This window comes from Escherichia ruysiae (assembly GCF_031323975.1).
In the GTDB taxonomy this organism is placed as follows: domain Bacteria; phylum Pseudomonadota; class Gammaproteobacteria; order Enterobacterales; family Enterobacteriaceae; genus Escherichia; species Escherichia ruysiae.
Window position 1 is genome coordinate 94,889 of sequence record NZ_JAVIWS010000001.1, and the last position, 12,587, is coordinate 107,475.

The 12,587-nt window shown below is 50.5% G+C and carries 12 protein-coding genes; 5 read left to right on the top strand and 7 right to left on the bottom strand.

All coding sequences use genetic code 11. From position 1 onward, the window contains the following. Positions 1-30 precede the first annotated feature (30 nt). The gene (gene manX, locus RGV86_RS00570; protein ID WP_000150530.1) at positions 31-1,002 is read right to left on the bottom strand and encodes a PTS mannose transporter subunit IIAB; all 972 of its coding nucleotides are present in this window, start codon (positions 1,000-1,002) and stop codon (positions 31-33) included. Positions 1,003-1,319: 317 nt separating this feature from the next. Between manX and RGV86_RS00575 the strand changes: the two genes are divergently transcribed. Together RGV86_RS00575 and yoaE are read left to right on the top strand one after the other, a co-directional pair. Then, a complete protein-coding gene (locus RGV86_RS00575) occupies positions 1,320-1,478 on the top strand; it encodes a protein YoaL (RefSeq protein WP_272941839.1) in 159 nt (52 codons plus the stop codon). Continuing rightward, positions 1,466-3,022, top strand: a complete 1,557-nt coding sequence (gene yoaE / locus RGV86_RS00580) for a CNNM family cation transport protein YoaE (RefSeq protein ID WP_000394999.1) — start codon at positions 1,466-1,468, stop codon at positions 3,020-3,022. Before RGV86_RS00575 ends, yoaE begins: the two co-directional genes overlap by 13 nt. A gap of 3 nt (positions 3,023-3,025) precedes the next feature. Here yoaE and RGV86_RS00585 read toward each other — a convergent pair whose 3' ends face one another. The 4 genes from RGV86_RS00585 to pabB form a co-directional block, all read right to left on the bottom strand. Then, positions 3,026-4,624, bottom strand: a complete 1,599-nt coding sequence (locus RGV86_RS00585) for an EAL domain-containing protein (protein WP_085460644.1) — start codon at positions 4,622-4,624, stop codon at positions 3,026-3,028. Positions 4,625-4,753: 129 nt separating this feature from the next. Beyond that, positions 4,754-6,118, bottom strand: coding sequence for an L-serine ammonia-lyase (gene sdaA / locus RGV86_RS00590; RefSeq protein ID WP_000624293.1), 1,365 nt, complete (start codon positions 6,116-6,118; stop codon positions 4,754-4,756). Positions 6,119-6,301: 183 nt separating this feature from the next. Continuing rightward, positions 6,302-6,880: a CoA pyrophosphatase gene (locus tag RGV86_RS00595; protein ID WP_032225358.1), complete on the bottom strand. Its 579-nt coding sequence runs from the start codon at positions 6,878-6,880 to the stop codon at positions 6,302-6,304. A gap of 3 nt (positions 6,881-6,883) precedes the next feature. Next, a complete protein-coding gene (gene pabB / locus RGV86_RS00600; RefSeq protein ID WP_309508432.1) occupies positions 6,884-8,245 on the bottom strand; it encodes an aminodeoxychorismate synthase component 1 in 1,362 nt (453 codons plus the stop codon). Positions 8,246-8,318: 73 nt separating this feature from the next. Between pabB and RGV86_RS00605 the strand changes: the two genes are divergently transcribed. After that, on the top strand, positions 8,319-8,498 hold the full coding sequence (locus RGV86_RS00605) for a YoaH family protein (protein WP_000457334.1): 180 nt from the start codon (positions 8,319-8,321) through the stop codon (positions 8,496-8,498). Positions 8,499-8,684: 186 nt separating this feature from the next. Here the strand turns inward: RGV86_RS00605 and RGV86_RS00610 are convergent, their stop codons facing one another. Further along, positions 8,685-8,984: a DUF1889 family protein gene (locus RGV86_RS00610; protein ID WP_001111983.1), complete on the bottom strand. Its 300-nt coding sequence runs from the start codon at positions 8,982-8,984 to the stop codon at positions 8,685-8,687. A gap of 441 nt (positions 8,985-9,425) precedes the next feature. Beyond that, complete coding sequence (locus RGV86_RS00615) at positions 9,426-9,770, bottom strand: RidA family protein (RefSeq protein WP_024165131.1); 345 nt, start codon at positions 9,768-9,770, stop codon at positions 9,426-9,428. A 131-nt stretch (positions 9,771-9,901) separates the two neighbouring features. On the opposite strand from RGV86_RS00615, the gene yoaA reads away from it, so the two are divergent. Both yoaA and tsaB read left to right on the top strand, forming a co-directional pair. Continuing rightward, positions 9,902-11,812: a DNA repair helicase YoaA gene (gene yoaA, locus RGV86_RS00620; protein WP_000128824.1), complete on the top strand. Its 1,911-nt coding sequence runs from the start codon at positions 9,902-9,904 to the stop codon at positions 11,810-11,812. Between the two features lie 57 nt (positions 11,813-11,869). Further along, positions 11,870-12,565, top strand: a complete 696-nt coding sequence (tsaB, locus tag RGV86_RS00625; RefSeq protein ID WP_001220989.1) for a tRNA (adenosine(37)-N6)-threonylcarbamoyltransferase complex dimerization subunit type 1 TsaB — start codon at positions 11,870-11,872, stop codon at positions 12,563-12,565. The last annotated feature ends 22 nt before the right edge of the window (positions 12,566-12,587 follow it).

Genomic DNA, 12,587 nt, shown 5'->3' on the forward strand with positions numbered 1-12,587 from the left:
TGAAAACTGAGTGATAATCAACACAATACGTTACTTATCGATTTTGCTGATCAGATCCATCATTTTCAGTTTCGGATCGGTGGAAACCTTACGGACTTCCAGTTCGATACCACGCGCATTCAGTTTTTTGAACGCTTCGATATCTTTTTCATCAACCGAAACCGCGTTATTCACCTGGGTTTTACCCTGACGGAATGCCATACCGCCAACGTTAACAGAGGTAATTTTCACGCCGCCTTCAACGAGGCGCTCAACATCTGTCGGGTTGGTGAATAACAGCATTACACGTTCGCCAGCATATTTCGGGTTGTTGTAGACACGGATCATCTTGGCAACATCAACCACGTGTGCTGTTACGCCCGGAGGTGCAACCTGGGTGAGCAGTGTCTTACGAACGGTATCCGCAGCCACTTCATCACTAACAACGATAATACGGGAGACATTGGTTTCTTTGGTCCAGCGGGTAGCGACCTGACCGTGAATCAGACGATCGTCGATACGCGCAAGGCCAATAACCATGTAGTCATTTGGTCCCATTGGTTTTGCCGGAGTTGGAGCCGCTTTTGGTGCGGCGGCGGCGGGTGCTGGCGCTGCTTTTTCAACCGGTTTGGCTTTCAGTGCTTTCACGCCTTCACGGCCTGTTTCTACTGCCAGCGCCACCAGTTCATCAAAGCCAGGGTCATCATCACGAGCCATTAACGTTTCCACCAGCATTGGAATGTTAACGCCTGCGATCACTTCATAATGCTCTTTGTCGACGACAATACGGCTGGCAGCATTGAACGGGCTGCCGCCCCATGTATCAACGAGAAACAGCACGCCTTTAGTGGTGTCGAGTTTTGCCAACTGAGCGTTGTACTTTTCAATCAGCGTTTCGGCATTTTCACCTGGAACGAAATCGATCCAGCCGACGTTTTCCTGCTCGCCTAACAGCATCTCTGCCGTTTTAAGCAACTGCTCTGCAGCCCAACCATGTGTGCCTATAACAATAGCAATGGTCACTTGCTACCTCCTTTATTATTGTTAACACCTCAACGTGCCAGATGTATTTTTTGAATCGTCGTCCACAATCGAATCGATTCAGATAAGGGTTACAACCAAAAACCCCCTGCGTTTCGCGATTTATTTTAGATAGCGAAAAAAATATTTTATGTGATGAGGATCCGTAATTTAACTTTGGATTAGCAAAATTCCGAAAGGTAAAATACCCTCGTTACATTCGTTTGCAAAGGAAGGTAAATCTTTGCCAAATCAGAGTTCTCTCTGATATGTTTAACTCCCGTTTAACAATCAAGGAGTATGGGGCAGCAGCCCGCAGTATGGATCGTCACCGACGTCATTTCAGCATCAGGCCTTTCAGCGCCTGCCTTTCTGGCATTTTTTGCCGCACCTTTTGTTTGCATTTTGTCGTTACGCCTGCATTATTTCTGGCGCCGAATAGCTATTCCTTAAGCAGGAGCTTGTCATGGAATTCTTAATGGACCCCTCGATTTGGGCGGGGCTACTCACGCTTGTCGTTCTTGAAATCGTGCTGGGTATCGATAACCTGGTTTTTATCGCCATTCTTGCCGATAAACTGCCGCCAAAACAACGTGATAAAGCACGTTTGTTGGGGCTGTCGCTGGCGCTGATCATGCGTCTGGGACTGTTATCGCTGATTTCATGGATGGTCACCCTGACCAAACCGCTATTTACCGTGATGGATTTTTCCTTCTCCGGCCGCGATCTGATTATGTTGCTCGGGGGGATATTCTTGTTGTTTAAAGCGACAACGGAGCTACATGAACGGCTGGAAAACCGCGATCATGATTCTGGTCATGGCAAAGGCTATGCCAGTTTCTGGGTGGTCGTAACACAGATTGTCATCCTTGATGCCGTCTTCTCGCTGGATGCGGTGATTACTGCAGTAGGGATGGTCAACCATCTGCCGGTTATGATGGCAGCGGTGGTGATTGCGATGGCAGTCATGTTGCTGGCATCGAAACCGCTGACGCGATTCGTTAACCAGCATCCAACGGTAGTGGTGCTCTGTCTGAGCTTCCTGTTAATGATTGGTCTGAGTCTGGTAGCAGAAGGCTTTGGTTTCCACATTCCGAAAGGTTACCTGTATGCCGCGATTGGCTTCTCGATCATTATCGAAGTATTTAACCAAATTGCGCGCCGTAACTTTATTCGTCACCAGTCGACTTTACCGCTGCGTGCACGTACTGCTGATGCCATCCTGCGTTTGATGGGCGGTAAACGTCAGGCGAATGTGCAGCATGATGCGGATAACCCGATGCCGATCCCGGTGCCGGAAGGTGCGTTTGCCGAAGAAGAGCGATACATGATTAACGGTGTACTGACTCTGGCGTCGCGCTCTCTGCGCGGGATTATGACGCCGCGCGGCGAAATCAGCTGGGTTGACGCTAACCTTAGTGTCGATGAAATCCGTGAGCAGTTGCTTTCTTCGCCACATAGCCTGTTCCCGGTATGTCGCGGAGAGCTGGATGAAATCATCGGTATCGTGCGTGCGAAAGAACTGCTGGTGGCACTGGAAGAGGGCGTTGATGTAGCGGCGATTGCTTCGGCGTCTCCGGCGATTATCGTTCCGGAAACCCTCGATCCGATCAATCTGCTGGGCGTGCTGCGTCGTGCTCGCGGTAGTTTTGTGATCGTGACCAACGAGTTTGGTGTGGTGCAAGGTCTGGTTACGCCTCTGGATGTGCTGGAAGCCATTGCAGGTGAGTTCCCGGATGCTGATGAAACGCCGGAAATCATTACCGACGGCGACGGCTGGCTGGTAAAAGGTGGTACAGACCTCCACGCCTTACAGCAGGCGCTTGATGTTGAGCACCTTGCTGATGACGATGATATCGCGACGGTCGCAGGTCTGGTGATTTCTGCAAATGGTCACATCCCGCGTGCGGGCGATGTGATTAACGTAGGGCCGTTGCATATTACCATTGTTGAAGCTAACGATTATCGTGTTGACCTGGTTCGTATTGTTAAAGAGCAACTGGCTCACGACGAAGACGAATAATCATTAACGAAATGGCATAACGGGCGTGATATGCCCATTATGCCGGGCGGGCGGCGGTTGGCTGCCCGCCAGCCATTTTGGGAAATCACGCAGCGGCATTGGTTGCGCGTACAAATATCCTTGTAAAATATGCACCCCATGACGGCGTAAATATTTTGCCTGTTCTTGCGTTTCTACGCCCTCCGCCACCAGTTCAATATTCAGTCTTTGCCCCAACGCAATGATGATATCGGTTATCGTCGAGTTAACCGCGTCTGAACCAATTGCAGCGGTGAATGACTTATCAATTTTCAGGACGTCAGGGCGTAACGTTTCCAGCCAGGAAAACGAACTGTTGCCGGTGCCGAAATCATCAATCGCCAGTTTGACGTTTTTACGATGCAGTTCGCGGGCAATCCGATAATCAACATCCAGTAAGGCATCGCGCTCGGTTATTTCAAGGATGAGTTGCTGAATCGGGTGAGCACTGAACCAGTACTGATTAAGATCTTTCAACAGCACGCCACGGCGAAAATGGCTGGGGGCGACGTTAATCCCAATGTGAAACTGGTTGCTTATTGGAAAAACGTGGATTTGACGGATGGTTTCCATCATCACATAACGGGTAAGCGGCACTATCAGGTGATGTTCTTCCGCAATAGGGATAAACACATCCGGCGAGATCCAACCCTGACGTGGGTTATTCCAGCGCAGCAATATCTCTACGCCAATACATTGCTGACTACGTGCGTTTAGTAAAGGTTGACAGAATAGCTCGAACTCATGTTGCGCAAGGCCAAGATTAATTTCGCGCGAAAAACTCATTCTGTGTGCGGTTGCAAGCCATGCAACATAACCCACCAGTAAACTCAACAGTACAGCCAGCGGGAGCTGACTGGGAAGATGATGCAACGCCAGTTGCGTCGCACCAGGTCCGCTGACGCTAATGGTAAAAGGAAAATTTTGCGATGAAACCTGGTAACGTTCATTGCCATTAAGCGGAGGTAAAGAATCAACCAGACCGTCATCATAGAGTAAATGGCGATCGGCCACCGTCAGGCTGGCGTTTCTAATTTGCGGCAACTGCGGCTCCAGTAACATCGTCGTCAATAACCCAATGTTGATCATCTCCAGAACGCCATCACCGCTATGTGATGACAAGGGATACCACTGGATCAGCACTGGACTACCTTTAATCAACACGCGATCGGTGGAAAGACGCAGAAGAGGCCGTGGGGCAGGCAAATCGGTTTGAATATCATAAACAGGGACATTTCGATAGCCAAAAATACTGGAGCAATAGAGCGTACCGTTTTGAACCAGACCAATAGAACGCACGGTTTGCAGTTTTGCGGCCTGCTTGCGTAGAGGCAAATGAGCGACTGAGCAGGGGAGGCCAATCAACGGAAGTAAAAGCTCGCGTCCTTCCTGAAGGGGCTGCAAGACTTTATCCAGCTCTTCAACAGCGTGATTGGCGAAGAGGATCACCCGCTGTTGATTTAAGTTACGCTGTGAAATAAACCGCACGCTTAGTGTCGCTACAAGCGTAAAAAGTGCGCAAATTGTACAAACAATCATTCGATTACGGCGATAGGTTTTAATGATCCGTTGTGCTTTTTGCATGCGGGCCGCCCTGTAAGCGCATGGCAACAAACGCCTGACGCAACAGTGGAAGTGTAGTGGGGAAATTTACAGCAGACGAGAAAGCGAGAGAAATTCGCCCATCCGTTGCAGATGGGCGAAAGAAAAGTATTAGTCACACTGGACTTTAATTGCCAGACCGCCGCGAGAGGTTTCACGGTATTTGGCGTTCATGTCCTTACCTGTTTCGTACATTGTCTCGATGACCTTATCCAGCGAGACGCGCGGTGCACTGGTGCGGCGTAAGGCCATGCGTGCGGCATTGATCGCTTTCACAGAGGCAATGGCGTTACGTTCAATGCACGGCACCTGAACCTGACCTGCAACCGGGTCACAAGTCAGACCAAGGTTGTGTTCCATGCCAATTTCCGCCGCCACACAAACCTGTTCCGGGCTACCGCCCAACAGTTCTGCAAGACCCGCAGCAGCCATTGAACAGGCAACACCCACTTCGCCCTGACAACCCACTTCAGCACCGGAAATAGAGGCATTCATTTTATATAATGCGCCAATTGCCCCGGCCGCCATAAAGTAACGGGTATAGATGTCCGGGCTGACCGATTCAATAAAGTGGTCATAGTAAGCCAGCACTGCCGGAACGATGCCGCAGGCTCCGTTGGTTGGTGCAGTTACCACGCGACCACCGGCGGCGTTTTCTTCGTTTACCGCCAGCGCAAACATATTTACCCAGTCGATGACATTCATCGGATCGTTAGACAGTTTATCGCTGGAAACCAGCATCCGGCGCAGGGCAGACGCACGGCGTGGAACACGCAGCGGGCCAGGCAATACGCCTTCGGTATTCATTCCGCGATCGATACATGCCTGCATGGTTTGCCAGACATGAGCAAAATATTCATCGATCTCTTTTTTGCTGTGCAGCGCCAGTTCGTTTTGCATTGCCAGACCGGAAAGGGAATAGCCAGTTTCATTACAGTACGCCAGCAGCTCTGTGGCGGATTTGAACGGATACGGCACGCTCACGTCGTTTGCGGCATCCTGACCAAAATGTTCTTCATCGACGATAAAGCCGCCGCCGATGGAATAATAAGTTTTGCTGTAGACGACTTCATCACCGTTATAAGCATGGATTTGCATACCGTTTTCATGCAACGGCAGGTTGCCGTTATGAAAACGCATACCGTTGTCACGCGGAAAATCCACTTCATGCCGTCCCTGCGCCAGCAGCAGGCGTTCGCGCTCTTCTACGTCGCGAATAAAACCGGGAATACTGTCGATATCCACGGTGGCAGGTTCGTTACCTGCAAGACCCATAATAATGGCGATATCGGTATGGTGGCCTTTACCCGTCAGCGACAGTGAACCATAAACGTCCACGGCAACGCGGGTAACGCTATCCAGTAAGCCTTTTTCGACCAGATCATCGACGAACTGTTTACCTGCCTTCATAGGCCCTACGGTATGGGAAGATGAGGGACCAATCCCCACCTTAAACATGTCGAATAGACTAATCACGATAATACTCCTGACAAGGTGACTGGACATCCAGTAACGAACTAATAACAACGCATAGTGTAAGAGGGAACGCGGCGACAGGCTTAACTATTCACATGAATTAAACTAATCAAAAACCGCGATTTAACTAATATTGCGATGATTGTCTCAAGTAGTGTTTTGTAGATGTAAAGATAAGTATAGTCAGGATTTCACACCAATTTGCAGCGCCAGCTCACGAATTATGCCTGCGGTCATTCCCCATACAAAATACTGTTCGTACCAGGAAAGCCATACCCGATGTGAATCACCACGGCGGTAGATATCTAACGGGTGATAACGACCCAGATGTAATGCCTGGGCGAGCGGCATTTCAAACACTGCGGAAACTTCATCTTCACTGGCACGATAAGGTAAATCAGGCGGGATAATGCCAACCACTGGCGTTACCTGGTAGCCCGTTACGCTATCGACGGGCGGCAGCACGCCGATAACTTCGACGGCGGAAGGGGGGATAGCAACCTCTTCTTCGGCTTCGCGCAACGCAGCGGCAATAACTGACGAATCAGTGTCATCTACTGCACCACCAGGAAACGCCACCTGTCCGGCGTGTTTGCGCAGATGAATAGAACGTTGAGTGAGCAATAACCCCGGCTGCGATCGGCGAACGATAGGGATTAACACGGCAGCCTGACGATGATTTAAGGTTTCCCGGTTTATTTGCGGGCGTAAAAGTTGAAAGCGCGATAAAAAATCATCAAGCGTCAGGCTACGGTAGTCCACGTCTTACTTCTCCAGTTGGCGTAATATCCTATTAACTTTATCAAAAGTTTCCTGATATTCCGCTTCTTCCTGACTATCGGCGACAATACCGCCGCCCGCAGAACAGTAAATTTGACCGTTAATGGCAGTCAGCGTGCGGATAGTGATGCTGGTATCCATATTGCCACAGAAGCTCAAATAGCCAATGCTTCCGCACCAGGCGTTGCGTCGCTGCGGTTCCAGTTCATCGATAATTTCCATTGCCCGAACTTTCGGTGCCCCGGTGATTGAGCCACCAGGAAAAGCCGCGCGCAGCAGGTCGCTGGCATGAAGTTGTTCGGGTAGTTGAGCTGTAATGGTGCTCACCAGGTGGTGCACAGCGGGAAAAGGTTCCACCACAAACAGTTCCGGCACTTTTACTGAACCAGGCACCGCAACGCGACCAATATCATTACGCATTAAATCAACAATCATCAGGTTTTCAGCGCGATCTTTTGGCGAGTTCGCCAGTTTTTCTGCCTGTTTGCTATCTTCCAGAGGAGCGGGCAGACGTGGCAGTGTGCCTTTAATTGGACGGGTCTGGATCTCACCGTCATCACAAAGAATAAAACGCTCTGGCGAGAGGCTTAAAATTGTGCCTTGTTCCAGACGCAGGAATGCACTAAACGGTGCGTGATTGGCCTGATTAAGCTGAACGAATGCCTGCCATTCATCACCGCAATAGGTAGCCTGAAAACGCTGGGCGAGATTTACCTGGTAACAGTCGCCACTGTGCAAATATTCCTGCACCTGACGAAATTTTTCGCCATACTGTTCGCGGCTCATATTAGATTGCCAGGCTGAGGTTAGCGCAAAATCACCCTGCGGTGTGATTTGCTGGTTTTCCAGCCAGGCCAGACGGGCATTGACATCATCATGACTCAGCAAAGAAACAGTCTGGCGCTGGTGGTCGACAATCAGTACCCAGTCGTAAATACCTACCGCCATATCAGGCAGGTCGATATCTCTCTGCGCCACTTCTGGCAGTGACTCAAAACGGCGACCCAGATCGTAACCAAATAAACCCAGCGCGCCACCCTGAAATGGCAAATCATCGTTATGCGACGGGTGAATGTTTGCACGCTCCAGCGCCTGCTGGAGTACTGTTAACGGATCGTCAGCGGTTGTTGTGCGGGTTTCGCCTTTACACAAAACAGTTTCACTGCCGTAAGTTGTTAAGGTGCAAATCGGGTCTGCCACCACAATATCAAAGCGGCTATACGGATGCTCGGCATAGCCAGAGTGCAAAAGCATCGCCCATGGCAGGTGGCTTAAGCGGGAAAAATAAAATTCAGCGGCGTCCTGACGCCAGGGTAAAGTAATCACAGCGGGAGATAACGTCTTCATCAGTCCTGACTCTACTGGCTATGTGCCGGGTAGCATGAAATAATTAGCGCCAACAATTTAGCAGGAGTTAACAATGTTTGCAGGTTTACCTTCACTCACCCATGAACAGCAGCAAAAAGCCGTTGAGCGTATTCAGGAACTGATGGCACAGGGGATGAGCAGCGGTCAGGCAATCGCACTGGTAGCTGAAGAGTTACGCGCCAACCATTCCGGCGAGCGGATTGTGGCGCGTTTTGAGGATGAAGACGAGTAATACAATGTTAGTTTCAACAGGGCGCATTATGACAAGCGAACCCTTTGGCCCGTAGCGTTTGAACCAGAAAATTGAGGGGCTGTACTGGTTGAATGAATTAAGTAGTGTTTTTGATGGTTAGAAAAAAAGGACGCTTTTATGTGATAAAAAAGCGTCCTGGCTCATTTGGGCTGGTAGAGATTTAACTTATACCAGTGCTTTAAGCTCTTCCTGCATATAGGACGAGAAGTATTCTGGATTTTTAATCACCACGCGTTCGCCAGATTCCATTTTTTTTGCCCATCCCACCATTTTTTCCGTGAATCCAGGATTCCAGCCTTCCTGTTCGGCTCGCGCAGTAATATCGGCGGTACTCGCGGGTACTCCCAGTTCTTTCAAATATTTAAATATTCCCTTCGCCGTACTTTCATTCATAGAGCTGGGGGTTGGTGTTGATATATCCATGGCACCAATAAAATCCAGGGCTTTATCTATTACAGCAGGCATATTCTTGTCCTTAAATTAACCACGTGATCGATAAGGCTATATATGACATTAAATTGCGCCTAATATCAAAAGGATTATAACGATATCTCATTAGTTAACCTGTTGACATTCAGGTATTTTAAAGGTAGCAGGTCATGGCGGGTTATCTAGTGATGTGCCGAAAATTAACAGCAAATCGTAGTACCGCAGCCAAGTTGTTCAGGCAAGGAAGGGCAAGAAAGAAAAGCAGCGTAAGTTAATCGAGTGATTAACATAATGGTTTGATTTTTGCGATTAATATCATTTATGTATAAATACAGCAGGAATCATAAAAATAAATTATCAGCCAGGGTACTACCCATTTAAAGTAAGACCTTAAGCACTGGCCGATTTGTTCACGATCGACCAGTTTTTCGATAAATTATCGTGTGATTTTTGCCTTGATATAATTATCTTCCGGAATTAAACCGCCGCAATAATTTTAATTTCAACTTTATACTTCGGGTTCATCAATCCCGCTTGCACCGTGCAGCGCACCGGCGCATGACCCGCGACAACCCAGGCATCCCACGCTTTATTCATTGCAGCGAAGTCGTTTTTATCGGCCAGGAAAATGGTGGCATCCAGAATGCTCGATTTATTGCTGCCCTGTTTTTCCAGCACGGCGTCAATCTGCGCCAGCGTGTTGGCGGTTTGCTCAAACGCATCGGCATCAAGGTTTTCCGGTACACCGGTGTAGTAGAGCGTGTTGTTGTGGATCACCACATCAGACCAGCGGGCTTCGGCGTCAATACGAACGATAGTCATCATTTTGTCCTCATCATCATTCCATTTTTGTGCAGCAAAGACTGCCACAATGTAAGGTCGCCGTCACCACTTCAGCTGGCGAAAAGCAACCTGGCCTGACATAATCCCTGTTCAAATCAACAGGGGGTAGTGTGACGGACGATTTTGCACCAGACGGTCAACTGGCGAAAGCGATACCTGGCTTTAAGCCGCGTGAACCACAGCGACAGATGGCGGTAGCCGTCGCTGGGGCGATAGAAAAAAGCCAGCCGCTGGTGGTGGAAGCGGGAACCGGTACGGGCAAAACCTACGCTTACCTTGCCCCTGCGCTGCGGGCGAAAAAGAAAGTCATTATCTCGACCGGCTCAAAAGCATTGCAGGATCAGCTCTACAGCCGCGATTTGCCAACAGTCTCAAAGGCATTGAAATATACGGGCAACGTGGCGCTGCTGAAAGGGCGCTCAAACTACCTCTGCCTCGAGCGTCTCGAACAGCAGGCGCTGGCGGGGGGCGATCTGCCGGTACAAATTTTAAGCGATGTGATCCTGCTGCGCTCCTGGTCCAATCAAACAGTCGATGGCGATATCAGCACCTGCGTCAGTGTCGCGGAAGATTCGCAGGCATGGCCGTTGGTCACCAGCACCAACGACAACTGCCTCGGCAGTGACTGCCCGATGTATAAAGATTGCTTTGTGGTCAAAGCACGCAAAAAAGCGATGGATGCCGATGTGGTGGTGGTAAACCATCATCTTTTTCTGGCGGATATGGTGGTGAAAGAGAGTGGTTTTGGCGAACTGATCCCGGAAGCAGACGTCATGATCTTCGACGAAGCCCACCAGTTGCCGGACATTGCCAGCCAGTATTTTGGGCAATCACTCTCCAGTCGACAATTGCTCGATCTGGCAAAAGACATCACCATCGCCTATCGCACCGAATTAAAAGACACTCAGCAGTTACAAAAGTGCGCTGACCGTCTTGCCCAGAGTGCGCAGGATTTTCGTCTGCAACTCGGTGAGCCAGGTTATCGCGGAAACCTGCGCGAACTGTTGGCCAATCCGCAAATTCAACGGGCGTTTTTACTGCTCGATGATACCCTTGAACTCTGTTACGACGTGGCGAAATTGTCGCTGGGGCGTTCCGCCTTGCTGGATGCGGCATTTGAGCGCGCCACGTTGTATCGCACGCGGCTGAAACGGCTAAAAGAGATCAATCAGCCGGGCTACAGCTACTGGTACGAATGCACTTCGCGCCATTTTACTCTGGCACTCACGCCGCTCAGCGTGGCGGATAAATTCAAAGAGTTAATGGCGCAAAAACCAGGTAGCTGGATCTTTACCTCAGCAACGCTGTCGGTGAATGACGATCTGCATCATTTTACCTCGCGGCTTGGCATTGAACAGGCAGAGTCGTTGCTGTTACCCAGCCCGTTTGATTACAGCCGCCAGGCGTTACTCTGTGTACCGCGCAACCTGCCGCAAACCAATCAACCAGGTTGTGCACGGCAACTGGCGGCAATGCTGCGACCGATCATCGAAGCCAATAACGGTCGTTGTTTTATGCTTTGTACCTCGCACGCCATGATGCGCGATCTGGCCGAGCAGTTCCGCGCTACCATGACGCTTCCCGTTTTGTTGCAGGGGGAAACCAGCAAAGGACAACTGTTGCAGCAATTTGTCAGCGCCGGTAACGCGCTTCTTGTGGCGACCAGCAGTTTCTGGGAAGGGGTGGACGTGCGCGGCGATACGCTGTCGCTGGTGATTATCGACAAGTTGCCGTTTACCTCGCCAGATGACCCGCTGTTAAAAGCGCGCATGGAAGATTGCCGTTTGCGTGGCGGAGACCCGTTCGATGAAGTGCAGCTACCGGATGCGGTGATTACTCTTAAACAGGGCGTAGGGCGACTGATTCGCGACGCCGACGATCGCGGTGTGCTGGTGATTTGTGACAATCGGCTGGTGATGCGCCCTTACGGTGCGACGTTCCTCGCCAGCCTCCCGCCCGCACCGCGTACCCGTGACATTGCCCGTGCGGTTCGTTTCCTTGCGATACCATCCTCCAGGTAATTTGTTATTGAGTATGGTATGATGCGCGCCTTTTTATTGATCTAAGCACGAAGACCCATGCGAATTCTGGCTATCGATACCGCGACAGAGGCCTGCTCTGTCGCCCTGTGGAACGACGGTACTGTCAACGCTCATTTTGAGCTTTGCCCTCGTGAACATACTCAACGAATCTTACCGATGGTGCAGGATATCCTGACCACCAGCGGAACTTCCCTGACTGACATAAACGCTCTGGCTTACGGACGTGGCCCTGGTAGCTTTACCGGCGTGCGCATCGGTATTGGCATTGCGCAAGGGCTGGCGCTTGGCGCGGAGCTGCCGATGATTGGCGTCTCCACGCTAATGACGATGGCGCAAGGGGCGTGGCGCAAAAACGGCGCAACCCGCGTGCTGGCAGCCATTGACGCGCGAATGGGCGAAGTTTACTGGGCCGAATATCAGCGTGATGAAAACGGTGTCTGGCACGGTGAAGAAACCGAAGCCGTACTCAAACCAGAACTCGTTCATGAGCGGATGCAGCAGCTTTCCGGAGAATGGGTGACGGTGGGAACGGGCTGGCAAGCCTGGCCGGATCTCGGTAAAGATAGCGGGCTGGTTTTGCGCGATGGCGAAGTGTTACTGCCCGCCGCAGAAGATATGCTGCCGATTGCCTGCCAGATGTTTACCGAGGGTAAAACGGTAGCGGTGGAACATGCCGAGCCGGTTTATTTACGTAACAACGTCGCCTGGAAGAAACTTCCGGGCAAAGAATGAATCTTAAGAGTATGCCCTGAGA